Origin of the sequence: Desulfovibrio litoralis DSM 11393, assembly GCF_900143255.1 — a bacterium.
Lineage (GTDB): Bacteria > Desulfobacterota > Desulfovibrionia > Desulfovibrionales > Desulfovibrionaceae > Frigididesulfovibrio_A > Frigididesulfovibrio_A litoralis.
In genome coordinates this window covers 1-25600 of the sequence record NZ_FRDI01000011.1, presented here as the reverse complement: position 1 = coordinate 25600, position 25600 = coordinate 1, and the positions used below count along the sequence as shown (strand labels likewise).

Below are 25600 nucleotides of genomic sequence, written 5' to 3'. Positions count from 1 at the left end.
CAAGCAGTAAAAAAAACTTAGCCTTATATTAGCTAAATGATTAAAATAGAGAAAAGCTGAACGTTGACATTCAGCTTAAATTTAATAAATTTTATTGGAGCGGGAGACGGGATTTGAACCCGCGACTTCAACCTTGGCAAGGTTGCACTCTACCGCTGAGTTACTCCCGCGGTATTTGAAAAGCAATTTTTTTTTAAATAATTTATGAAAATAAATCAAGCAATATTTTACAATATTCCGATTTTATAAAGAGATTTTTATTGAAAACTGGAGGCGGCATCCAGATTTGAACTGGAGGATAAAGGTTTTGCAGACCTCTGCCTTACCACTTGGCTATGCCGCCTAAGAAACAATTTGGAGCGGGAGACGGGATTTGAACCCGCGACTTCAACCTTGGCAAGGTTGCACTCTACCGCTGAGTTACTCCCGCTCAACGAGTTTTTGTTTTTATACAATTGACGATAAACTGTCAAGTTATTTGTTTTGAGAAAATAAGAGATTTTTTAATATTTGTCTTTTATATTTTGGGAAAAACGTTTATTGTCAGTTTAGATAGAACAATAAAATATTTTTTGGGTTCAAAATAATTTGTTTCAATTAATAAATTAGCGTGATTTTCTTTAACTTTCTTAAGGTAGGAAACCTTTAAATAATGTCAAATGTTTTAGATGAAAGTACCGTACAGGCAATAGAACTGGTTAAAAATGTTCAAACCATTATGAATACCGGTTTTTTTGAAGGCTTTTTCTACGGAACCGTGTTTGTAATGCTTTTAATTTTACGCTTTTTTATAAAGTTTAAACATAAAACCATTGCTGACCTTTATTTTTTTATTTATATATTCATGCTTTGTTTTTTAAGTCTGGTCTCGGCCGGAGAGTGGCGCTTAGAAGCGTTTAACTCTGTTGAGTATCCGTCTCTTGCTCTTAGTTTTTCGATATTAACGGTTTTTTCCGCTTATATGCTTGGCGTAAAAGAACTTTTAAAACGCTATGTATTGCCTTTTTTTAATAGTTTTTTTGAAGTTGCGATTTTGATTGTCGGGCTGGTTTTGTTTATTCCGCCTTTAGTTAAAATTAATATTGCATATATTAACTATTATATCATTATATTTCAAAACCTTTTTGTTATCTCAATTACTTTGTTTTTGTGGAATAAAAAAATATTTATTCGAAAAGAAGTTTTGTTAAGTCGCTTGGTTCTTATTGTTTGGAGTGTTTTAATTTTATTTGGCGACCCGACAAACCTTGCGGTAACGCCTTATAGAGCAGATGTGCTTTATAAAGGGATTTTATTGTTTGAACTTGTTTTTATGCTTTGGATAGGAAACAAGTTTATTCTTCAACTTTCAAGAGAACATATTGAACTTACGGTTGCTAAAGAAAATTTAGAGGCTTTATCTTATTCTGATGGTTTAACATCTTTATATAACAGGCGTTTTTTTGATGAAACTTTAAGTACGGTTTTAACCCGAATGAATAAAACACATCAAGACGGTGTTTGTCTGATTATGCTTGATGTTGATCATTTTAAAAATTTTAACGATACTTACGGACACCCGGCTGGTGATGTTGCCCTTATTGATTTAGCAAACACAATTAAAGAAAATATCCGTTTAGCTAGTGATTTTCCTTGTCGTTATGGCGGTGAAGAGTTTATTATTATCTTTAGCGGTCCTTTAAGTGCCGCTTTAAGAGTTTCGGAAAAAATCCGTGTTATGTATTCTCAAAAGGCTCAAAAAGTTAATGATCAAGAAGTATTTATTACTGTTTCTTTGGGTGTGGCTTTGGCCCGTGAGAACGAAGAGTCAAAAGAATTAATCGCCAGAGTCGATGCGGCGTTATATAATGCTAAACAAAGCGGGCGAAATCGTGTTTGTGTTGCAAATTAGTCTTGAGAGTGAGAGTTTGTTGATTTTTTTATGATTCACAAAATAAGTTTTTTTAACCCGTTGTTTAAAATATTTTTGTTGTTGTTTTCGGCTTTGGCTGTTTGGTTTGCCTATCTTTTTTTACTTTTGTTTTTATTGCCGTCTCAGCGTGAGTTGGTTGAAGATTTTTATATTTCACCAACGGTATATGACCGCAATAATACTTTGTTTGCTGCCAGATTATCGGTAAAAGAAGAGTGGCTTTTTCCAATTCCTTTAAAAGATATGGGAAAATGGCTTCCGAAAATTTGTATTGCTGTTGAAGACAGGCGTTTTTATGAACATAACGGGGTTGACCCTTTGGCTTTGTTGCGTGCTATTGGGCAAAATATAAAGGCAAAACGAGTTATTTCCGGGGCTTCGACTGTTTCCTCACAACTTATTCGTCTTTCTCACCCAAGAGAAAGAAATTTAAAGTCAAAACTATTTGAGTTTATACAGGCTGTTAAGTTAGAGCTTGAATTGAGCAAAGATGAAATTTTAGAACTTTATCTAAACAGGGCACCTTTTGGCGGAACTTTAAGAGGGGTTGAAGCGGCGTCGAGACAATATTTTGGTAAAAGAGCCAAAGAGTTATCGCTTTCAGAATCAGCTATGCTGATCGCTTTATTGAGAGGTCCGACTTATTATCGCCCTGATAGAAATGAAACTGCCTTAAGAGAACGTCGAGATCAAATTTTAAATTTGTTGTTTCAAAAAGGCATTATTTCAGAAGCTGATTTTAATTTGGCAAAAGAAGAAACTATTCCTCTTTCTAAGTATCAAATGCCTGCCGAGGCGAGACATTATTTCGACTTGTTGCTTGAAACTTTGTCGAAAGAGGAATTTAAGTGGTTTAGAAATAAAGAACGGTTTGGAATAATAAGTTCTTTGGATTTAAAGAAACAAAAACAGGTTGAAGCTTTTTTAAAAAATTATTTGGCTTCTTATAGCCCTGATTTAACGGCGTCTTTAATTGCTTTGGATAATCACAGCGGTGAAATTTTGGTTTATGTCGGTAATGCGCGCTATGAACACGGAACGGATAAAAACTGGGTTGATTGTGTGCGTGCAAGGCGTTCTCCCGGGTCTATTTTAAAACCTTTTCTTTATTTAACGGCTTTTGAGCGTGGTTTTTTTATTCCAAAATCTTTGATAGCAGACAGTCCCTTGGCTTTTTCCGGCATTGCCCCAAGAAACTTTGATGAAAAATATCGAGGGCCGGTAACGGTTGGATTTGCTTTGTCAGAGTCTTTAAACGCCCCTGCGATCAGGGTATTAAGGCGTATTGGTTATGAAGACAGCTTAATTGCGTTAAGGCGTTTGGGCTTTTCTTTTTTAACCCAAAAAAGTGGTTTTTATGGCGACTCCTTAATTTTGGGCGGTTGCGAAGTGAACGCATTGCAAGTGGCGAATGCTTATTCCGTTTTGGCTCGTTTGGGTATTCCAAAGCCAATGAGTTTAGTGAAACAGCAAGGTTTAAATAAAAATACGGAAAAAGCAGACGAAAGCCTTAAGCTTTTTGTAAAAGGTAGTGAACTGGGAAAAGATCCGCTTTTTTCAGAGAGTGCGGCGTGGTTTGTTGCCGATACTTTAAACAACAGGCGTAAAGTGGCTTCTCTTGTGAGTGGAACAGGTAACGAAATTTTGCCGAATATTGCTTTTAAAACCGGAACTTCGTTTGGTTTGCGTGATGCGTGGTGTGCCGCATATACTCCAAGGTATACGGTTGTTACTTGGGTGGGAAATATGAACGGAACTTCCGACAAAGATTTGGTCGGTTTACGCATTGCGGCACCGATAGCTTTAAGAATTTTAAATGACTTTATGAAAACTTATATGGGAACAAGAAGCTCAGATCTCAATAAATATTGGTATAAGATGCCTGATGATATTGAAGAATTTCAAGCTTGTTCGGTTTCTGGACAAGGCCTTACGCCGCAGTGTCCTTCGAGCATTCCCGCTTTACGCATTAAAAATGTCAGCAGTACAAAACCTTGCAGTTTGCATAAATCAGTTGGCTCAGTGGTGCAAACTATTTGGCCGTCTGAGTTGGCAGATTTTGCTCTTAAATTTAAGGCACAGGTAAGACACTCGCCAAAAATCCAGATTACCTCACCTTTACCAAAAAGTAAGATATTTATTCGACAAAATGTAAAAGATCAAAAAATATCTTTAGTTAGTGAGGGCGGAGCAGGTAAAATTTATTGGTATATCGACAAAACCTTTTTTGCCGTTCAACAGTCAGGCGAACAATTATTGTGGGAAATGAGCGAAGGTCGACACAGTATCAGCGTTGTAGATGAAGCAGGTAAGACAGATAAAATCGAAATAAATATTTTTGGAATAGGAAGCAAGGCCGCCCCCTCGAGTTTATTACCTGTTTTGAATCTTGAGCTGAACACTACTAACAGCACAACTCAGTCTAATTAAGGGCATTGTAAAATTTGGTTTTGCGTAGTTTTTTCATCGTGTTATGCTTTGTATGCATATATGAATAAAAGAATAAACACTCATTTTACAGAAAAATTTAATTTTTCTTTGTTTCGGTGATGTTTGGAGTATCTTTCTGGCGAAAGGCTCTTCTTTGTTTTTTAGACAGACTATAAAAAAATAACCGTCATATCCAAAGACATAACGGTTATTTTAATTATTTCAGTATATTTTAATAAACGCCAAGGTCTATCATAGCATCGGCAACTTTACGGAAACCGGCGATATTTCCGCCGAGAACCAAGTTGTGTGGCTCGCCAAATTCTTTGGCTGTGCGACTTGCGCCATCAAAAATTCCACTCATAATGCCTTTGAGTTTTGCGTCTACTTCATCAAAGCTCCACTGCATCATGACTGCGTTTTGAGACATTTCCAATAAAGAGGTGGAAACTCCGCCCGCATTGGAACACTTAGCCGGAGCATAAGAGATTTTTGCGGCTAAAAATGCGTTAACAGCATCAGCTGTGCTTGGCATGTTTGCACCTTCGGAAACGCAGATACAACCATTTTTCAATAGTTCTGTAGCGTCTTCAAGGTTTAATTCGTTTTGGGTCGCACTCGGAAATGCAGCCTGACAAGGAACCGACCAAACAGCGTTACGCCCTTTAGGGTAAGCAGATACGGGAGTAAACACGGCATCTGGGCAAAGTTCGGCATAACGAGAGATTCTGGCTTGTTCTTTCTCTTTTACTTGTTTTAAAACATCAAGTTTTATACCTGATTTGTGGTAAATCATACCGCTTGAGTCAGAAACGGTAACAGGGGTTGCACCGAGTTGATATAATTTTTCAATGGTATAGATAGCTACGTTACCTGAACCTGAAACGGTACAAATTTTACCTTCGAGGCCTTGGTTGCGACTTTTTAACATTTCGTCGGCAAAGTATACAGAACCATAGCCTGTTGCTTCTTTACGAGCCAAAGAACCGCCCCAAAGCAGACCCTTTCCGGTAAGAACGCCTTCGTGAGCATGAGTAAGACGTTTATATTGACCATACATATAGCCGATTTCTCTTGCTCCTACGCCAATATCTCCGGCAGGAACGTCAATGGTCGGCCCTAAATGACGATAGAGTTCGGTCATAAAGGCTTGACAAAAACGCATTATTTCGTTGTCTGACTTGCCTTTAGGGTCAAAGTTTGCACCGCCCTTTGCTCCGCCGATGGCAAGACCTGAAAGGGAGTTTTTGAGAATTTGTTCAAACCCGAGAAATTTGATAATTCCGCTATATACGCTTGGGTGAAAGCGTATTCCGCCTTTATAAGGCCCGATTGCGGAGTTATATTGAACACGGAACCCGCGGTTAACTTGAACTTCGCCTTTATCGTCAATCCAAGCGACTCTAAAAATAATTTGACGCTCAGGTTCAACCAAGCGTTCAACTATTTTATGTTTTTGATATTTGGGTTCTTTATTGAAAAGAGGAGCAAGAGAGTGAAGAACTTCTTCAACTGCTTGATAAAACTCAGGCTCACCCGGGTTATTTTTTCTGACTTTTTCAGAAACTTCTTGTAAATACTGGGACACTGTAATTCTCCTAAGATTTAAAAAAATAATAATATTCCTTGCAGTTATGATAAATACAGGGAAAGGAGCCAACTAAAACGTGATTTAATTTAACTTGTAGCCTTGTTCTTGTCTATTTTTTTTTATAAAAAATCAAAAAAATTTGATAATTCTATTGGTTGCAAGAAAAAAGTAAATTATTTAAGATACCTTTTGTTTGTCTTAACCTCTTTTTTTTCTTAGTTAGAGACTATTACACAATAGTCTCAAAGTGGCTTTCGCCATAAAGACAGTCCGGAAAGACACTCCAAAAACCACGAATAAAGCCAATAGGCTGGCTTTGCCTGCCAGTGGACTTAAAACTCTTGCGGGGTGTTTCGGGGGTATCCCTCGAAACAAAGGGGAAATTTAATTTTCCTGTAAAATGAGTGGTTTTTGTGGCTTAATACGTTTTATGATATGTGTATACAGAACATAAAACGATGATAAAAGCACGCAAAACGAAGTTTTGCAATGGTCTTAGTTAATAAGTAGAGTTGTAAATGACAAAATAAAATATATAATGTATAAAAAGACATATGACGCTAGAAGCTTGTTAAAGATTGCGTTTCTTAATATAAAAAATATGTTTTATTTAACTACCTTATAATTTTCAGGAGACAAAATGAGAACTAAAATAATCGCAACAATCGGGCCGGCTTCAAGTTCGCCGGAAGTTTTATCAAAGCTTATTCAAGCCGGCGTAAGAATTTTTCGTTTAAATTTTTCGCATGGTGATGCCTCAATGTTTGTTGAGCTGATTGACAATATCAGAAAACAAGAAATGAAACACAATATTCCAATTACCATTATGCAGGATTTATCAGGTCCAAAAGTGCGTATCGGCAATCTTGATGTCCCTTCAATTACTTTTAGTGCCGGATCTAAGGCTTATTTAGGTTTAAAAAAACCGGAAAATGCCGATTTGCCTTTTATGCCTTTTGACAATCATATGATGCTTGCCGACCTTGACGTTAAAGATCATATTGTTTTAAGCGACGGTGGGTTACAGTTTGATGTTGTTAAAAAAATAAATAACGAGCTTGTTGTATTGCAGGCGAATAATAGCGGCATAGTAACGTCTCGTAAGGGTCTTGCCATGCCGGGTAAGTCGTTTAAAGTTCCGGCTTTGACTGAAAAAGATAAAAAAGATTTAGCTGATGGCTTACGACTTGGAGTTGATGCGGTTGCTTTATCTTTTGTGCAAACTCCCGAAGATATTTTGGAAGCTAAAGCGATTATTATAAGCCATGGACGTAAAGTCCCTGTGGTTGCCAAGCTTGAAAGACAAAATGCCGTTGATCGTCTTGATGAAATTTTGGCGGTAACCGATGTTGTTATGGTTGCACGAGGCGATTTGGGAATAGAGTGTCCTTTGCCTAAGTTGCCGACTATGCAAAAACGTATTATCGCAGCTTGCAACAGGGCGGCTAAACCGGTTATTGTCGCAACCCAGATGTTGCTTTCAATGGTTAATAACCCTGTTCCAACTCGGGCTGAAACAACTGACGTTGCCAACGCCGTTATTGACGGGGCTGATTGTGTTATGCTTTCCGAAGAAACGGCGATGGGTGCATATCCTGTTGAAGCTGTTAAATTTATGGCACAAATTACCGAAGAGGCAGAGGCCGTTTTACATGAGCGCCAACCTGTAAGTAATGTCAGTAGAGAACATCTTTTATTTAAAAAACATTATACGGCGGCTCAAAAAGAGGCAACTCCGTCGGAATTTTTAACTTTGGCGGCTTGTCAGTTAGCGGAAGTTTCTCACGCCAGAGCCTTGGTTTGTCATAGTGTAAGCGGTTCATCAGGTCGCCAAACCGCCTCTTATCGCCCGAAACAAGAACTTTATGTTTTAACCCCTGATCATGTTTCGCTTAAGAGCTTAAATTTTTCTTGGGGGGTTAACCCGATCTTGGTTGATGAAAATATGCCGGGACATTTAGAAAGAGCGGAATATTTTATTGACACCAATAAAGAGTTTTCCGCAGGAGACCGAATAGTCATTACTGCCGGACAAACAAATAACGTTGCGGCAAATAAAGGTACTAACTTGGTTAAAATTTATGCAAAATAACTGAATAAAGACCATTCAAAACTTTGGTTTGCGTGCTTTTTTTATCGTTTTATGCTCTGTAACACATAACATAAAAAGTCTTAAACCACAAAAACCACTAATTTTACAGAACAATTAAATTTTCCCTGTACTTTCGAGGGTTTCACCCCCGAAGCCCCCAAGCCCACTGGCAGGCAAAGCCAGCCTAGCGTTCTTTATTTTCGAGGGTTTCACCCCCGAAGCTCTCCGCAAGAGCTTTAAGCCCACTGGCAGGCAAAGCCAGCCTAGTGTGATTATTCGTGGTTTTTGGAGTATCTTTTTGGCGAAAGCTGCTAGGATACTATTGTACAATAGTCTCTAATAACTTATTGTTAAGGTCTGATATTAATTACCTGCATATTTTAACCGGCTTAATCATGGAGTGTTTATTTTGAGTAAGGCAAAAAATAGAACAACGATACCCGATAATATCAATGAAGAATATTACCAAATTGGCTTGGCGATTATTGAAAGTTTTCCAAAATATCGCCCCCCTGTCGATTTGTTTGTTTTTAAAGAAGAGCTTGGAGTTTTAGAGCCACTTTTCCGTAAAGGTTCTCGCTTAAGTAATGAAGAGGTTGAGCTTGTCAATAAGCTTTGTTCCGAAGGTGATTTATTTGTTTCAAGAACAGACCACCCGATTTATTCACAACATATCGTAAAACAACTCGATCTTGTTTTAGTTGATAAAAACTTAAAAGAAGGCGAAGTCGCCGATATTATTCAACGTGCGTTGGCTTTGCGTCTAAATGATTTTCTTGAACAACCGGTAAAAATTCTTTTTGATCCTTTATATGTTGATTTAATGGTTTTAACCGAATATTTGAATGAAGATAATCATCGCATTAAGCTTTTTATGCGTAGATTATCAACGGAATATAGTTTGGTTAACCACTCAACCAATACACTTTGGGTCGGGTTGTGGCTTTTGTTTAACGTTAAAACAAGCGAAGAACTTACTCGAAAAAGTATTGACAATACGGCGTTAGCTTTACTCTTGCACGATATAGGCATGAGCAAAGTTCCGCCTTTTATTCTTACTAAAAGTACGGCCTTAAAAATTGAAGAAAAAGACAAAATTTTGCCTCACCCTGTTGTTGGCTTTAAAATAGCTCAAAAGCTCGAATTAGTGGCTGATGAAGTCAGACAGGCAATTGTTGAACACCATGAACGTCTTGACGGTTCGGGTTATCCGCAAAAAGCAAAAGCGAACCAACTAAGTCGCCTTGGACGTATTGCGGCGGTTGCCGATTCTTTTTGTGCAATGATTACCAAACGTCCTTATGCCGGTGCTAAAGCTCCATTGGCGGCTGCTCAAGAACTTATGGCAGACAAAGCTCGTTATGATTCGGCGTTTGCATCTGCTTTGGCGGGGGCTTATGTTATGGAAGCTTTTGGAAAAAACAAAGCTTAACTTGCGTTTGACTTATTTTTAATATTTAATTTGGTGAGTTCCGGTAGCTTTTAAATCATGTCTATAAAAAAAACAGCACAAACCGTGCAATTTAGCCTTCCCGGCTTTTCTTCCGGTCTTGTACCTTCTGAACCTTACATCGGAATAGATGAAGCGGGGCGTGGTTGTCTTGCCGGTCCTGTTGTTTCGGCGGCGGTTTGGTTACCTCAAGGGGCTTTGTCTGAAACCTTGAGTAATCTAACAGATTCTAAACTCTTAAAAGCAGAAGAAAGAACAGCTCTTGTGCCTTTAATCAAAAAAGAAGCCATTGCTTTCGGTCTTGGTTTAAGTTGGCAACAAGAGGTTGATGCTTACAATGTTTTAAAAGCGACCCATATTTCCATGTTGCGGGCTATAATTGCTTTAAAGATTAATTTTGACAAAAAAAATAAGGCAAAAACTGCGGGGCTTGAGTCTTTACCTCTTCTTTTGGTTGATGGAAACAGGCGTATTCCCGACGCTCTTTTTATGGATAAAGCATTTTTGGGAAATCAAACCTGTAAATATCCCCCGCGTCAACGCACCTTGGTCAAAGGGGATTTATTGGCTTCGTCTATTTCTGCGGCTTCTGTTTTGGCAAAAACTTTTCGAGACGATTTAATGGAAGCTTATGAATTGCGTTATCCGAATTATGGTTTTTATTTTCATAAAGGTTATGCAACACAGGCACACAGAGATGCAATTTTAAAATATGGTGCTTGTCGTTTACATCGTAAGAGTTTCGCCGGAGTACGTTAATTTTTTCAGTTGTCCTAACTAACTATAAAATCTATAGAAAATTTCGAGGCGTGGTGTGTCGCAAAAAATATACCCACAAAGTCATCAGAATAAAGCGAAACATCTAGAGCTGGGTGACGCCGGAGAAGCTTTTATTTTAAAGCAGTTTGACCTTTTGGATTTAAAATTATTAGCAAAAAATTGGCGACCGGATATTTTATCCATTAAAAACGAAGCTCAATATCGTGGGGTTGAACTAGATTTTGTCGCACTTGATCAAACGATTGAGTCTCAGCTTGTTTTTATAGAAGTGCGGACACGTACAATAAAAATAGATAAAAAAACTTTAGAGTTATTTCTGGCTGATCCCCAAAAAGCTGATGAACACATAGAGTATAGCGTAGATTGGAACAATATTTTTTCATCGGCGAAACAAAAAAAACTAATAAGGGCGGCAAAGGCTTGGCTTCAGCTAAAAAATATGTGGCACTGTGCCTGTCGTTTTGATTTGTTTTATGTTGTCAGGTATGTGGAAAATATTTCGCCCGTGCATAAAAAAATAAATGATCAAAGTCTTGTTTTGTTAACTTCGCCTTTTTTCTTTAAGCATTACAGTAACGTATTGGAGGATTATCATGTTATGGATAGTTGCAACGCCGCTTGGCAACCCCGCTGATCTTTCCTTTAGAGCCAAAGAAACTCTGACTCAAGCCGATTTAATCTTAGCCGAAGATACACGCAGAGCCGGGCTGATTTGTCAACGTTGTGGTGTTGTTCCCAAGGCTTTTTTAAGTTTTCATGAACACAACGAAGTGGAAAGACAGGAACAAATTTTAAACGAGCTTAAACAAGGTAAAAATTTGGCGTTGATTTCCGATGCGGGAACTCCGCTTATGGCTGACCCCGGCTATCGTCTTGTGCGGGCTTGTCGTCAAGAGGGGCTTGAGGTTTCTCCGATTCCCGGGGCTTCTGCTCCGATTGTGGCGTTGTCGGCGAGCGGTTTACCGCCTCAGCCTTTTACTTTTTTTGGTTTTTTACCTCGTAAGCAATCTGAAAAAGAAAAGATATTTCAACAGTTTGTTAGCTTTAAAAGCACGCTTGTTTTTTTTGAACGTAAAGACAGAGTTAAAGAAAGTTTAGAGTTGGCGTTTAAAGTTTTGGGAAAGCGTGAGTTTTGTATTGCGAGGGAACTTACTAAAACTTATGAAGAGTTTATTTTGTCTACTTTGGATAAGTGGGAAGATTTGTCCGAAGAACTTTTAGGAGAGTTAACAATTATTATTGCACCAAGTGGCAGTAGTGGAACGGCAGAACGCACAGACCTTGAAACTTTAAAAAAGTTGGTGGAAAAAGGACTTACTCAACAGCTAAAAGTAAAAGAATTGGCAAAACTTCTCAAAACCCAAACCGAAGGTTGGAGTTTAAAAGAACTTTATGCCTTTATTGAAGCTCAAAAGTAAAAAAAACGACAAAGAATTGTGTGCGTTAAAAGCGTCCGCTGTGTCCAAACCCGCCGCTGTCTCTTTGACTTAGCGAAAGCTCGTTAACTTCTTCAAAGCTTGGACGAATAAATGGCTGAAAGACCGCTTGAGCGATTCTTTCTCCGTGTAAAATTTCTTTGTCTTTTTCGCTTGTGTTTAAAATATAGATAAAAATTTCTCCCCTATAATCCGGGTCTATGATTCCGACCCCTTGGGCGACACAAAGCCCTTCTTTTGCCCCAAGACCACTACGTGAATAAATAAAGGCGGCAATATTTTCAGCGATTGGTTCAAACGCTAGACCAACAGCTATTTTTTTTCGTTCACCTTTTTTTATTATTAATGATTTTTGATCTTCTAAACAGGCTCTTAAATCTAAACCAACGGCTTGGTCTGTTGCATAAAAGTTATTGTAACAGGCTGATTCATTTGTAAAAACGTTATATAGTTTTTTGGCATCTCTAAAAAACTTTATTTTTATTTTTTGACTGTTCATTTGAGTTCCTTAACTTTTTTATATTTATATTAAGATGATTGGTGTAAATGTTTTTTAATTAAGCTGTTATTTAAAAGTATATGAAAAAACTCTGTAAAAAGTATAGTAATTTTTCAATATTAACAAATACAATAACGTATACACAATTTGCAGTATAAAATATTTTAATTTCTTGTCTATTTTTAAAATTTGCGTTATCAAATAAGAATATAAGCAAAAATGTATTAAGTCGCCGTTTATTTGTTATTTTACTCCGGAGGTATTATGAAACCTATTAAAATTATTAACGTTATTCCGTTATTGCCCACAGAGTTAGAACCTATCTGGCACTTGGCATATAACCATTGGTTTACTTGGAATCATAATATCGAGACTTTATTTGCTCAGATTGACCCCCTTTTGTGGAATCAAAGCTATAAAAATCCGGTTTGGTTTTTAAATCATGTTTCTCAAACCAGGCTTAAAGAATTGGCAAACGATACTTTATTTAAAGAGCGTTTAAATGAAGCGGTTGAACAACTTCGCCTTTATACCTCAAAGCCCTCTCCGCATAATTTTGAAGACGTAAAAAGCGGTGATCCCGTTATTGCATATTTTAGCTTGGAGTTTGGGGTAAGCCAGTGTTTACCTATTTATTCAGGTGGGCTTGGAATTCTTGCCGGCGATCACCTTAAAAGTGCAAGCGACCTTAATGTTCCACTTATCGGTATGGGACTTGCCTATCAACAGGGATATTTTCGCCAATATATGAACATAGAAGGTTGGCAACAAGAGCGTTATCCCAACTATGATTTTGACCAAATGCCAATGCGTCATGTGCTTGATCAAGACGGAAATATTTGTAAAGTTCACTTAAATATAGGCGACCGCCCTTTGGTAGCATCTATCTGGGTAACCGAAGTAGGGCGAATTTCGCTGTATTTATTAGACACAAATCTTCCGGAAAACCCTCCTGAATTTCGTCCTATTACCTCTCGCTTGTATTTTGGCGATAATGAAATGCGTTTATGGCAGGAAATGCTCCTTGGTATTGGCGGTATAAAAGCTTTAAAAGTAATTGGCGTAGACCCTAAGGTTATTCATATGAACGAAGGGCACTCCGCTTTTGCCGGGCTTGAACGAGTAAGAGAGTTTATGAAAGGACATAATCTTAGCTTTGAAGCGGCGGTTGAGGTCGCGGCTTCCGGCTCTATCTTTACGACTCATACTCCCGTGCCTGCCGGAAATGATCGCTTCCCGCCTGATTTAATGCAAAAATATTTTGAAGGTTATGCACGGGATATGGGGCTTGCCTTTAAGGTCTTTATGGCTTTGGGGCGTGAAAATCCGCATGATGATGCCGAACATTTTTGTATGCCGGTTTTGGCTTTGCGTTTGTCTCGTTTTAATAACGGAGTTTCCACTTTGCATGGGCATGTTTCACGGAATATGTGGAAACAAGTTTGGAATCAGTTCCCTGTCGACGATATGCCGATTGGTTCGGTAACAAACGGAATTCACGCTCCGACTTGGGTTTCTTCTGATATTGGAACTCTTTTTGACCGTTACCTTGGTTTAAACTGGCGAGAAGAACCCGATACTCATAAAGTTTGGTCGCAATCAAATAATATTTCCGATTCTGAATTATGGCGAACTCATGAACGTTTAAGGGCTCGTTTGGTTGATTTTGCCAGAGAGCGTTTACAAAAACAATTGATTGCACAAGGGGCATCAAGTGATGAAATCAGAGGGGCAGAAGATGTTCTTAACCCTGATGCTTTAACTATTGGTTTTGCTCGTCGTTTTGCTACCTATAAAAGAGCAACATTGCTCTTGCAAGATAAAGAGGCGTTGTTGCGTATAGTCAGCAATAAAGAACGCCCAGTGCAATTTATTTTTGCCGGTAAGGCACACCCGCAGGACAACGGCGGTAAAAAACTTATGCAAGATGTTATTGCCCTTTGTCGTACTCCTGAATTTCGTGGAAAATTAGTGTTTTTAGAAGATTATGATATGGAAATAGCTTCGTATCTTGTTTCAGGTTGTGATATTTGGCTTAATAACCCTCGCCGTCCGCTTGAAGCTTGTGGAACAAGCGGTATGAAAGCTATGTTTAACGGCGTGTTGCAATTTAGCACGCTTGACGGTTGGTGGGACGAAGCTTGGAAAGATGATAATAGCGTAGGTTGGGCAATCGGAGGGCGAGATGATTATGATGACCCTGATTATCAAGATTGTGTAGAAATCAAAACTTTATACAATATGCTTGAAAACGAAATTATCTCAACCTTTTACGAACGAGGGCGAGGCGGTTTACCACGCTCTTGGGTGCAAAAGATGAAACTTGCCTTTAAAGAGCTTTGTGGACAATATAGTTCACACCGTATGGTAAACGACTATTTAAAAGATGCTTATATGCCGGCATATAAGAACTTTAACAGCCTTTGTAAAGAAGATTATCGTGCGGCAAGAGAGTTGGCGGAGTGGCGTACTTCGATTATGACCCAGTGGGGCAATGTTAATATCACAGACGTAACCGTGAATGGCGAAAATTCTATGTTTATCGGCGACCCAATAAAAGTTGAAGCCAAAGTATTTATGGGCAATTTAGACTCAAACCAATTGTTGGTTGAAGTTTGTTCGGGAACTTTAAGCCAAAACGGTGATTTTGTAGAGCGTAAGATTGTAGAAATGAAACCGGTTACAGATAGACAAGAAGGCGGTTGGAGATTATATCAAGGCGAGATAGAGCCGAAAGAAGCCGGACGCTACGGTGTAACGGTAAGGGCAATGCCGCATCACGCCTTACTTTCTGATGCACGCTTTTTGGGTTTAATTCGTTGGGCTCAGTCTTAATAACTTTAAAAAAAATATGATTTAAAAGGAGGCGTTAACCCTCCTTTTTTATTTGTATGTTTGTTTTCGAGATTCGGCTTGTGAAATTATTATTGCTCTTTTTTAAATATTTATCTTTTTAACTTTACCTTAATGCAAAAAAGTCTTATTTTAATCTAATGATTTTTTTTGATAACAACTTGTTTATCTTTTATTATATATAGCCTGGATTTTCCAGTAATTAAGGAGCCATCATATGAGTACTATCGTTTCTGTTTGGAGTAGAGAGATTCTTGACTCTCGCGGTAATCCAACGGTTGAAGTTGAGGTTGGTCTTGATTCCGGCATTATCGGCAGGGCCGCTGTTCCTTCCGGTGCTTCTACCGGAACTCGCGAAGCTTTAGAATTAAGAGACGGTGATAAATCTCGTTATAAAGGAAAAGGCGTTTTGCGTGCGGTTGATAATGTTAATGGTGAAATAGCCGAAAACTTAGTCGGTCTTGACGCCCTTAAACAAGTCAGCATCGATATGACCATGATCGACCTTGACGGTACTGATAACAAAGAAAGACTTGGTGCAAACGCCATGCTCGGTGTTTCTATGGCGACGGCTCGTGCGGCGGCAACTTTTCTTGGACTTCCGTTATATCAATATCTTGGCGGGTTAAACGCTAAAATTTTACCCGTTCCTTTAATGAATATTATCAATGGTGGAGCGCATGCTCCAAATAATCTTGATATTCAAGAGTTTATGATTATGCCTATGGGTGCATATACTTTCCAAGATGCTTTGCGTATGGGTGCTGAAATTTTCCATACACTTAAAGTGATCTTAGCCACCGATGGTCATGTTACCAGCGTCGGAGACGAAGGTGGTTTTGCTCCTAACTTAAAGAGCCATGATGTTGCTTTTAAATATGTTATTAAAGCTATCGAAGAAGCCGGCTATCGCCCCGGAGACGAAGTCGCTTTGGCGGTTGATTGTGCTGCTTCTGAGTTTTATAAAAATGGAAAATATGTATTGGCGGGCGAAAACAAAACTTTAAGTTCTGCTGAAATGGTTGATTATCTCTCTGAATTTACCGCTAAATATCCTTTAATCTCAATCGAAGACGGTTTGGCAGAAGGCGACTGGGACGGTTGGGGACGTTTAACCATGGAACTTGGCGATAGAATACAACTGGTTGGTGATGATATTTTTGTAACCAATCCGAGTATTTTGGCTGAGGGAATAGAAAGAGGAATCGGAAACTCGATTTTAATTAAATTAAACCAAATCGGAACGGTTACGGAAACTCTTGATACTATTGAAATGGCTAAACAAGCAGCTTATTCAACAGTTATTTCTCACCGCTCCGGCGAAACAGAAGACAGCTTTATCGCTGATTTAGCTGTTGGTGTAAACGCAGGACAAATCAAAACCGGTTCTTTATGCCGTAGCGACCGCTTAGCTAAATATAACCAGCTTTTACGCATTGAAGAAGAGCTTGAAGATACGGCTTCTTATTATGGTCCTATTATGGGGTCTCACTTTGGTTTTGACAGCGATAACGAATAAGAACCGTTTATATTTTAGATAAGGTTGGTTTATTTAAGCTTGTAAAATAAGCTTAAAATAAGTATACTTTTAAAGAACCACTGCAAAGCATCTGCGTTTGTGGTGGTTCTGTTTTTAAAATATTATTTTTGCAAATTAATTTAAGGATATATTTATGATTTTGTTAGACGGTAAAGGAACAGCCGCAACTTTACGCATGGGTTTGGCAGTAGAAGTTCAAAATTTATCTCGCCAAATTGCACGCACCCCCGGGTTGGCGGTTGTACTAGTTGGTAATGACCCGGCTTCTCAGGTTTATGTTAGAGCGAAAGAAAAAGCCGCACTCGAGGCGGGTTTAAATTCTATGGTTTATCGTTTGGAAATTGAAACAAGCCAAAAAGAGCTTGAGGCTCTGATTGACAAGTTAAATGCCGATGATAATGTTGATGGAATTTTATTGCAACTTCCACTCCCCGGTCATTTAGATTCTCAGGCTTGCCTTGAACGTATCTTGCCTGAAAAAGATGTTGACGGTTTTCACCCGATCAATATGGGGCGTTTGGCTTTGGGTTTACCCGGTTTACGTCCCTGTACTCCGTCCGGTTCTTTGCGTTTATTGGCTCATTATGGTCTTAACCCTGCGGGTAAGAAGGCTGTTGTAGTCGGACGCAGTAATATTGTCGGAAAACCATTGGCAATGATGTTGGCGGCTCCGACAATTAACGCAACCGTAACGGTTTGTCATAGTGGAACAAAAGACCTTGGGGCTGAGTGTCGTGAAGCTGATTTTTTATTTTTGGCACTTGGTAAACCACGCTTTATTAAAAAAGATATGATCAAAGAAGGTGCGGTAGTTATAGATATTGGAATTAATCGTACAACCTCGGGGCTTTGTGGCGATTGTGATTTTGAAGATGTAAAAGATAAGGTGAGTGCGATTACTCCCGTTCCCGGCGGAATAGGTCCAATGACGATTGCCGAACTTTTGTTTAGTACAATTCAAGCTTGTAAATGGCGTAATCAATTATAATTAATATAGTTTTGTATAAATCAGTCAAAAAATTAAAGTCGATAAACCTTAAAACTCCACAGTTTCTTTAAATAAAAGCGACTGTGGAGTTTTTCTTAAACTTTTTTTGTAAATAACGATTAATTAAACTTCAAAACGTGAAACATTGGTGATAAGCACAGATTCCGTCGGAACATCATCATGCATACCTTGTGGTTTTGTTTTTAATTTTTGAATTTTGTTCACATTATCTATTCCGTCAATTACTTTTCCGAATACACAATAACCATATTCTGAATCTGCCGTGCTACGATGATCTAAAAAGGCATTATCGGCGACATTGATGTAAAATTGAGCGGTTGCACTGTGAGGTGCGGCGGTTCTTGCCATGGCAATTGTTCCGGTAAGATTTTTTTCACCGTTATCGGCTTCGTTTTTTATTGGAGCTTTTGTGGTTTTTTCTTCAAGACGCATGGAATAACCGCCACCTTGAATCATAAAGTTTTTGATTACACGGTGAAAAATTGTATTGCTGTAAAAGCCTTCGTCCACATAAGATAAAAAGTTTTTTACGGTTTCCGGGGCTTTGTCTTCAAAGAGTTCAATTAATATGTCGCCTGAGCTGGTTTCCATTAATACTACGGGGTTAGACATGAGTTCTCCTTATTGTTTTTAATAGGTAAAGTATATTGATTAAAATAATAAATTCAAGGTCTCTTTATCGGTTTTATTGAAATTTTTTTCTGTAAAATGAGCAAGGTTTATAATTTAAAATGTTTTATTCTTTGCACGAACAGAATTTAAAATGATGAAAAAACTATGCAAAATGTCTTTTTACAAGTTTTATGTTTAAAGAAAAACACGAAGGAGTAAACGCCCCCTTCGTGTTTTTTTGTTGTGGTTTGATTTAGTTTGTTATTTCAAGTTTTTTGCAAGTAATTCGGCAATATGTTTTACTTCAATCCGATTACCTCGTTTTACTTCTCCGCCTCTAAGTTGTAAAACACAACCGGGACAATCGGTAACAAGCGTTGTTGCACCGGCGGCTTCATATTGGTTGAGTTTACGCTCGAGGTTGGCGGCGGATATCTCAGGGAATTTAACGGAATAGCTTCCGCCAAACCCGCAACAAACTTCTTCTTCAGCGGTGGGAACATAGCTTGCCCCGCTGTCTTTTATCATGTTTCGAGGTGCTTCATGCACGTCTAAGCCACGACAAAGGTGGCAAGGGGCGTGGTAGGCAACGGTATCGCTTGATGCGTTAAAGCTTTCTTTTTTAATACCGAGTACGTCATGCACCAGAGAGCTGAAATCTATTACTTTTGAAGTAAAAGCATTGACTTTTGGTGCTAACTTGGTTTTTTCACAGATATGTGGGTAATTGTTTTTCAAGTGAGAGGCACAAGAAGCACACATGGTTACGATATAATCATATTGCGTATCGTCAAAAGCTTTAATATTTTGTTCGGCAACAGCAAAAGCCGCATCTTTTTCACCCATTGTTAAAACAGGTAAACCGCAACAAGTTTGATCCATTGGGAAGAAAAGTTCTACGTTTTTGCTGGCGATAACTTCCATTGCCGCTTTAACTTGTTCGGGATAAACAAAGTCTTGGACACAACCTGAGAAGATAGCAACCTTTAGGCTTGGTGTTCCTTTTACTTGCGGGCGAATTTCTTCCCACATATCACGAAACGGTTTGTCGGCGATAGCGGGAAGGGCTTTAAAACCTTGACCTTTCATAAATAAATCAGGCAAGTGTCTTAAATATGGAGTTCCGCCGGTAACCGGTTTTTGAGCCCATTTGGCAAAACGCAATAATGAATGAAATAATTTACGATTTTTTAATACTTTATTTAATAAAGTCCCTTCAAAGGTATGACCGGTTTCGTCTAAAATTCTGGCTCTAACTTCAAGAATAACTCTTGGAAGGTCTATTCCGGCGGCACAAACATTTTTACAAGCTTCACAGTTGATACAGTTTTGAACCAAATTTTTAGCAGTATCAGCTCCGTTGAAGAAATAAGTTAAAATTAAACCTATCGCTCCAATATAAATATAGCTCATTTTGTGTCCGCCAACCAATCGATAAACCGGACAAACGTTAGCGCAAGCACCACAACGCACACAACGCAATACCGTTGCAAACAGAGGGTCTTTTGCCATTTCTGAACGACCGTTGTCCAAAAATACAATGTGCATTTCTTTTTTACCGTTAGGTCCGGTTGCACACTCATTGGCTCCGGTAATCATGGTAACATAAGAAGTAATATTTTGGCAGGTAGCGTTTTTAGGCAAGATTCTTACAATTTGTAAGGCTTCATGCAGCGTTGGAACTAGTTTTTCTATTCCGATCAAAGCAACATGGACTTTAGGTAGGGTTGTGGTTAAACGAGCGTTTCCTTCGTTTGTACATAGACCTATAGTGCCTGTTTCGGCGATTGCAAAGTTTGCACCCGAAATTCCCATATCTGCCCCGACAAACTTTTCTCTAAGTTCACGTCTGGCGACTTTAACCAGTTTTTGAATGTCGGAATCTTGTTGCTTTTTGGTTACGTTGGTAAATAAGTCTTTAACTTGGTAACGAGAAAGGTGAATAGCCGGCATAACCATGTGGGAAGGACCTTCTTTTCTTAATTGAATGATCCATTCGCCAAGGTCTGTTTCGGTTACTTTCATGCCTTGTTCTTCAAGGGCGTGGTTTAAAAGAGTTTCTTCGGCAGTCATTGATTTAGATTTGATTGCCGTTTTGCAATTATTGTCTTTTGCTATTTTTGCAATAATCTCGTTAGCTTCTTTAGCGTTTTTAGCAAAGTGTACTTTAACGCCGTTTTTTTCTGCCATTTCCGTAAATTGTTTAAGTAATTTGGCGTTGTCTTGAATAGCTTTGTCTTTTGATTCTATTATGTCGTCGATCATTTCTTTAATATCAACGTTTTGCAAAAGAGCCTGGCGAGCCGATCTATAAGCCACGGCGTAGTTATCCATACTTTTTCTTAAAAACTGGTCATCTAAAGATTCTTGTATTTCTTTATGATATTCTTTTAAATTTTTTATATCTGTCTGCATGGTTTAGTCCTCCAATAAAATAATGTGAACTTCAAGTGGTCCGTGAACGCCGATTGCCAAAACTCTTTCTATATCAGCCGTGCGACTTGGCCCTGAGATAAAGCTGATGTAGCGAGGACCCTCTTTCATCAGTTTAGTTAGTTCAGGTTCGAGTTCAAAAGAATCAGCGTAAATATTAGACTTTGGTAACAAGACAATATGAATTTCACAGAGCATAGTGGCTATTCTTTCATCTTCGCTTGAATAATCACAGACTATTGAACCTGTTTCGGCTATTGCCATATTGCCCAAGCTTACTGTTATATCAAAACCGCTAAGATGTTTTCTTAAGCCATTGTTAATTACGTTGAAGTTATTTTCACTGCCTGTTTGTTGAAGTTTTTCATAAATATCTTGAGGTAGGTTAACTCCGGCAATTATTTTAACATTTTGAGACGCAACATCACAAGAATTTTGAGCTTTTTCTGAAAGTTCATGTTCACAACCCGAAAGTAATAACTGACAGGCTTCTTTTTTGTGGCATACGTCCATTGCATAAGCCAAAGCGGCATCTATATTGGCGGCTTCAGTTACTGTGGCGTTAACTGCTGTGGCTTTTTCTTTAAATAAAGCGACTTTTTCTATTTTTGTTTTTGTCATTTTTTCTTCCTTACATGGCAAGATGTTTACTTATTTTATCTATATCTACATGTTGCATAATTAAATCTACGGCTATTTTTATTTTATTCAAATCTTCCAGTTTTTGTCCTTTTAGAATTCTTTCCATATTGCGTGCGACTGTATAAGTATCTTCTTTCACTACAATAATTGGAATTCCTGTTTTATCGGCTTTGGTTCTGACGAGTTCTGATGGAGTCATATTACCCGTTAAAACCAAACAAGAGCAGTTCCCTTGCAGTGCCATAATTTGTATATCGGTTCTGTCTCCGCCGGCAATAACGGCAATATTGTTTTGTTTTGCAAGGTGAGACATAAAGTTGTCTACTTGCATTGTTCCGATTAAAAAGCCTTTTACTTTACTTGCCATATTGGCATTACCGGCCACAAGTTGACCTTTTAAGCCTTTAACAAGTTCTGTTGCTTTTATTGAGGCGAGTTCGGGTTCGTGGGGAACACAACCTAAGATATTAATTCCTCTTTTGTTTAAAAAAGGGATTAAAAGTTCGTTTGTGTCTCTGTAAACATTTTCTTTAAGGTCGTTTAAAATAACCCCGATCAGCGAATCTTTTAAAAGATATTTGGCATATAAGATCGCATCATAGTTTGGAGTTTGCCCTACTTTTTCTACTAAAATAACTTTCAGATTTAGTGAATTAACCAAAGAAATCGCATCTGACCCACAAAAAAAGCCGGAGGCGGGAAAGCTTCCGTAACCTTCAACCAAGGTCATGTCGTTATCTTTAGCGATTTCTTGATAAGCTTTTTGAATTTTTTCTTGAGTTGTTTTAGAGTCAAGTCCAAAAGGAGTGGCTCTTAAATTTGATGAAATCACCACAGGACTTAAAATATCGGCATTAATGTTTTGTCCTAAAACCTCTTGGGTTAAAAGGGCATCGCTATCGCCAAGTTTTTCGTCTGTGAGGGTTGGGATATCGCCGATTGGTTTAAAATATCCGAGTTTTGTTCCTTGACGCTGTAAGATTACTCCAAGGGCAAGGGTAATTAAATTTTTTCCCGTTTTGGTGGTTGTTGAGGCGATATAGAGACTTTGCATATAATATCCGAGCTTTTAAGGCTATTAGTATAAAGTTTTTAATTCGTCTTTTTTGTTATTATGTCATAAAGAGTTAAAACGTGCAACAATAGATAAAAACCTCAAAGAGTAAGGGTTTTAAGACTTTTTATTGTGAAATTAATGGTTTTTTTGATAGTTTTAAGCGGAATAAAAATAAAATATACCTAAAGAAAAAAATAGATGTTGACGATATTCTTTTTTGACTCAGTTGAAGAACTGATAAAGTTATAAAGTTATTTGTTGTTGAAGAAAAGTGTGTAATTGTAAATTATTATGGTTGTTTCCTTATAAAGAGGCAACAGTTAACTTTTTGTTAATGACTTCCAGACCTCACACCACAAGGATAGTGAAATGAGGAAAATATTTTCTCGCCGTAAACATGGTGTAATCGCCCGTGTTGTAAATTTTGTTTTGGTTCCCGTACTCATTTTATTATTGAGTGCTTTATTTTTGGCGGGTTGCTCGACTTTTGTCGAGGCTTCGGATACCCCGCGCGGTTTTGACCGCCCTATTGGAACTTTGGCAGACAGCGGAAGCAATATCGCAAACGTTGGACGTTGGCATGTTGTTGCGGCTGATATTGCTAGTTCCGTGCGTAGGGCTCTCGAATATCGCCCCGAGCTTATGGCAAAACCTTTGTGTTTGCCTACTCCTCAAAACAGGGCTTTCCCTAAAGCGTTTTTCAATTTGTTAAAAACCGAGTTGGTTTCTCGTGGTTTACAAGTATCTGAACAACCTGAATTTGATAGTGTAAGCCTAACCTTTTCCGTATATAGGTTAAATATTCCTTCTCGTCAGGGAATTGAAGTGATGATTACGGCTCGCATGGTTTATAATAACCGTTATGTTATGCAAAAATCAGGTACTTATTTTGCCGGAAACGAAGATGCTTTTTTGTTTCAAAATACTGATAACGGATTTGTAGGTGGAAATGGCGGAACGGGGACAGCCGAGTCGTTGTGGGAACATTACGCAATTCGCAATAATGCTTTTAAACCTAAAGAACCAGAGACTATGCCGATTAATCGCGGTGTTTTGATGAGTTCTGCCAGAACTTCCGAAGAAATAGATAGAATAGTTGATGCACAAATTAGAGCCGGTGGCGGCGTGCGTATTGATCCAAACGCACCACCGACAAAACTTTCTTCTACTCGTCATAGACGGTAGCAGACAATGGGGTAGGGAAGAGGACAGGTTTTTGCCTGTCCTTTTTTCATTTTATAAAAGGATACTTGCATAATAGTCTCATAGTGATCATTGAGAGAAAGACACTATATAAAACGATGAAAAAAGTATGCAAAACAGAGTATTATAATAGTCTTAAATGGGAATGATTTATCAATCTTGTTTTTATTTTAAGCGTGAAATTAAATTTTGATAAATCTTTTCCAATGACTTTGCTCTTGTCTTTATATCAAAACGTTCTCTTAACTCCTTGCTACGTTGTGCAAATTTTGCACACAGTTCCGGATCATTACGCAAAGTAATAAGAGCTTTTGCTAAGGCGCTAGTATCTTCTATAGGTGTAATCAAGCCGTTTCCATCAATAATTTCAGGAACTCCGCCAACACTGCAAGCCACTATCGGAAGTCCCATGCAAATGGCTTCGAGCAAAGTGTTTGGGCTTGAATCCATACCTCTTGACGGAAAAATAAACGCATCGCTTACTTGAAGATAGTTACTGACGTTTTCTTGATGCCCTACAAAAATACATTTGTCTTCAATCTCTAATTTTTGAGCGATGGGTAAATATTTCTCTCGTGAAAAGCCAATTAAGATGAGCTTTGTGTTTGCTAATTTTGCTTTGGCAAAGGCTTCTAAGAGAATATCTCCACCCTTAACAGGTGTGTTGTTTCCGATAGAACAAAATAAAAACTCCGACGGCTTAATTGCAAACTCTGTCTTTATTTCCTCAATAGATTTTGAAGGGGTTAGACGTTCAAGCGGAATACCATTTTGCACAAAGTGTATTTTATTTTTTGGACAATGCCAATTTAACTTTTTCACACAGGCTAGCGAATTTGGAATAACCATGGCAAGCCCAGGCGATAAATAAGGCAAGGGGTTGTTTGGGCGAAAGATTACGCCACGATGCGAAACACAAATCACTTTTTTCTTTCGCCAAAAAAGCCCCCACCAAGACGCTAGCTTAACGGCTTTATTATGAAATGCGTGTACAATTGCAGGCTCATTGTCTGGAAAGTAAGACTCGATTACATTACGCCATTTTTTAGGGTCGGTCGGTAGCTTTTTCCAATAAGTTTCGCCGGTTTCGTTCCACATTTGAGAAGTTTCAGGAATTAAAAAAACAACATTATGTCCAAGTTCCGTGAGAGCCTTGGCTTGATATGCGGCTTGGCGGGTTCCGCCACTTCTATTTGTTGATGAACTAAAAATAATGATGTGCATATGTTACCTTTAATTGTTTGTATAAAACTTAAGTTTAGTCTTAATTTTTTCATACAACTTGTCAACAGCTAATCTTCTTCTGTAGAGTATCAATTTTTTTTAGAAATTGTTTTAAAAGTGTTTTGTAGTTAAGTTGTTTAAATAACAAGTTAAATTTCTACAAACCTTTCTTTTTCCTAAAAGTTTCAAACATTTTTCTCAAAAAAAATAAAAAAAAGATTAAAAAAGTGCTTGACGTTTTTTGATAAAACACATAGAAGCATTTCTCGCACTGACGAAGAATGAGTTCGGCGTTGGTGCGAATTTCAAAAATGTTCTTTGTTATCAAATTATTAGAGTATATTTTAAAGATTAGATTTTTTTAAGATGCAAATAGGTTTGCTTTTAATTATCTTAGCGATATATTGAAGCAGGTTTATTTGTTTTTTTATGTAACTAATTTGATTTATTGAGATATATGTTTTTTAGATAAAGAATATGATTTTGGTCTAGCTTTTTTATGTTAAGTGATTAGTTTGTTTTTCTGGCTTTGAAAGCTTTGAAAAAAAGATTAAAAAAAAATAAAAAAGATGTTGACAAGTTTCAATAAGTTTGGCAAAAAGAACTTTCGCGTTTCACGAAAAGTTGGAGCGGAAAGAGAGATTAAGTTTTTATGTTGAGTTCGTAATTATTTAAGATAATTAGGTTTTAACGTTTTAATTTAGAATTAGTTCTTTGACAATTAAATAGCGAGTTGGGAAAATAGTTTTTTAACTTCGGTTAGAAAACATTCTAAAAAAAATAGTTTAAGAGTTTTAGTCAGTCGATTCAATTAGTTGATTCGAACTGTACAGTTAT

Annotated in this window: 18 protein-coding genes and 3 tRNA genes; 11 read left to right on the top strand and 10 right to left on the bottom strand. The window is 37.9% G+C overall.

The window, feature by feature from the left end; translation table 11 throughout:
• Positions 1 to 95: 95 nt before the first annotated feature.
• From BT999_RS09730 to BT999_RS09720, 3 genes are all read right to left on the bottom strand, one after another.
• Positions 96 to 170: transfer RNA gene (locus BT999_RS09730), tRNA-Gly, on the bottom strand.
• Positions 171 to 268: 98 nt separating this feature from the next.
• Positions 269 to 343, bottom strand: a tRNA-Cys gene (locus BT999_RS09725).
• 12 nt (positions 344 to 355) lie between these two features.
• Positions 356 to 430 (bottom strand) — tRNA-Gly (locus BT999_RS09720).
• 222 nt (positions 431 to 652) lie between these two features.
• On the opposite strand from BT999_RS09720, the gene BT999_RS09715 reads away from it, so the two are divergent.
• Positions 653 to 1891, top strand: a complete 1239-nt coding sequence (locus tag BT999_RS09715; protein ID WP_072697602.1) for a sensor domain-containing diguanylate cyclase — start codon at positions 653 to 655, stop codon at positions 1889 to 1891.
• Between the two features lie 30 nt (positions 1892 to 1921).
• Positions 1922 to 4342 (top strand): penicillin-binding protein 1C, encoded by a 2421-nt coding sequence (gene pbpC / locus BT999_RS09710; RefSeq protein WP_072697601.1) that lies wholly within the window; start codon positions 1922 to 1924, stop codon positions 4340 to 4342.
• Between the two features lie 232 nt (positions 4343 to 4574).
• Here pbpC and gdhA read toward each other — a convergent pair whose 3' ends face one another.
• A complete protein-coding gene (gdhA, locus tag BT999_RS09705; protein ID WP_072697600.1) occupies positions 4575 to 5930 on the bottom strand; it encodes an NADP-specific glutamate dehydrogenase in 1356 nt (451 codons plus the stop codon).
• Between the two features lie 643 nt (positions 5931 to 6573).
• Between gdhA and pyk the strand changes: the two genes are divergently transcribed.
• The 5 genes from pyk (at position 6574) to rsmI (ending at position 11673) form a co-directional block, all read left to right on the top strand.
• The gene (gene pyk, locus BT999_RS09700; protein ID WP_072697599.1) at positions 6574 to 8025 is read left to right on the top strand and encodes a pyruvate kinase; all 1452 of its coding nucleotides are present in this window, start codon (positions 6574 to 6576) and stop codon (positions 8023 to 8025) included.
• A gap of 406 nt (positions 8026 to 8431) precedes the next feature.
• Entirely contained in the window at positions 8432 to 9457 is a 1026-nt protein-coding gene (locus tag BT999_RS09690; protein ID WP_072697656.1) for an HD-GYP domain-containing protein, read from the top strand.
• Positions 9458 to 9514: 57 nt separating this feature from the next.
• Complete coding sequence (locus tag BT999_RS09685) at positions 9515 to 10234, top strand: ribonuclease HII (protein WP_072697597.1); 720 nt, start codon at positions 9515 to 9517, stop codon at positions 10232 to 10234.
• 55 nt (positions 10235 to 10289) lie between these two features.
• Positions 10290 to 10889, top strand: a complete 600-nt coding sequence (locus BT999_RS09680) for a YraN family protein (RefSeq protein WP_072697596.1) — start codon at positions 10290 to 10292, stop codon at positions 10887 to 10889.
• Complete coding sequence (gene rsmI / locus BT999_RS09675) at positions 10849 to 11673, top strand: 16S rRNA (cytidine(1402)-2'-O)-methyltransferase (RefSeq protein ID WP_072697595.1); 825 nt, start codon at positions 10849 to 10851, stop codon at positions 11671 to 11673. Before BT999_RS09680 ends, rsmI begins: the two co-directional genes overlap by 41 nt.
• Before the next feature lie 25 nt (positions 11674 to 11698).
• Here the strand turns inward: rsmI and dut are convergent, their stop codons facing one another.
• Positions 11699 to 12190, bottom strand: a complete 492-nt coding sequence (gene dut / locus BT999_RS09670) for a dUTP diphosphatase (protein WP_072697594.1) — start codon at positions 12188 to 12190, stop codon at positions 11699 to 11701.
• A 264-nt stretch (positions 12191 to 12454) separates the two neighbouring features.
• Between dut and glgP the strand changes: the two genes are divergently transcribed.
• From glgP to folD, 3 genes are all read left to right on the top strand, one after another.
• Positions 12455 to 15025 (top strand): alpha-glucan family phosphorylase, encoded by a 2571-nt coding sequence (gene glgP / locus BT999_RS09665; protein ID WP_072697593.1) that lies wholly within the window; start codon positions 12455 to 12457, stop codon positions 15023 to 15025.
• A gap of 235 nt (positions 15026 to 15260) precedes the next feature.
• Complete coding sequence (gene eno / locus BT999_RS09660; protein ID WP_072697592.1) at positions 15261 to 16562, top strand: phosphopyruvate hydratase; 1302 nt, start codon at positions 15261 to 15263, stop codon at positions 16560 to 16562.
• A gap of 154 nt (positions 16563 to 16716) precedes the next feature.
• The gene (gene folD / locus BT999_RS09655) at positions 16717 to 17571 is read left to right on the top strand and encodes a bifunctional methylenetetrahydrofolate dehydrogenase/methenyltetrahydrofolate cyclohydrolase FolD (protein WP_072697591.1); all 855 of its coding nucleotides are present in this window, start codon (positions 16717 to 16719) and stop codon (positions 17569 to 17571) included.
• A 123-nt stretch (positions 17572 to 17694) separates the two neighbouring features.
• Here folD and BT999_RS09650 read toward each other — a convergent pair whose 3' ends face one another.
• From BT999_RS09650 to BT999_RS09635, 4 genes are all read right to left on the bottom strand, one after another.
• Positions 17695 to 18204 (bottom strand): peptidylprolyl isomerase, encoded by a 510-nt coding sequence (locus BT999_RS09650; RefSeq protein ID WP_072697590.1) that lies wholly within the window; start codon positions 18202 to 18204, stop codon positions 17695 to 17697.
• A gap of 261 nt (positions 18205 to 18465) precedes the next feature.
• A complete protein-coding gene (gene ldhH / locus BT999_RS09645; RefSeq protein WP_072697589.1) occupies positions 18466 to 20619 on the bottom strand; it encodes an L-lactate dehydrogenase (quinone) large subunit LdhH in 2154 nt (717 codons plus the stop codon).
• Positions 20620 to 20622: 3 nt separating this feature from the next.
• The gene (locus BT999_RS09640) at positions 20623 to 21258 is read right to left on the bottom strand and encodes a LutC/YkgG family protein (RefSeq protein ID WP_072697588.1); all 636 of its coding nucleotides are present in this window, start codon (positions 21256 to 21258) and stop codon (positions 20623 to 20625) included.
• 10 nt (positions 21259 to 21268) lie between these two features.
• Positions 21269 to 22333 (bottom strand): DRTGG domain-containing protein, encoded by a 1065-nt coding sequence (locus tag BT999_RS09635; protein WP_072697587.1) that lies wholly within the window; start codon positions 22331 to 22333, stop codon positions 21269 to 21271.
• A 372-nt stretch (positions 22334 to 22705) separates the two neighbouring features.
• Here BT999_RS09635 and BT999_RS09630 point away from each other — a divergent pair, with 372 nt between their 5' ends.
• Positions 22706 to 23521, top strand: a complete 816-nt coding sequence (locus BT999_RS09630) for a hypothetical protein (RefSeq protein WP_072697586.1) — start codon at positions 22706 to 22708, stop codon at positions 23519 to 23521.
• Between the two features lie 183 nt (positions 23522 to 23704).
• On the opposite strand, the gene BT999_RS09625 is transcribed toward BT999_RS09630, so the two are convergent.
• Positions 23705 to 24763, bottom strand: coding sequence for a glycosyltransferase family 4 protein (locus tag BT999_RS09625; protein WP_072697585.1), 1059 nt, complete (start codon positions 24761 to 24763; stop codon positions 23705 to 23707).
• Positions 24764 to 25600: the final 837 nt, after the last annotated feature.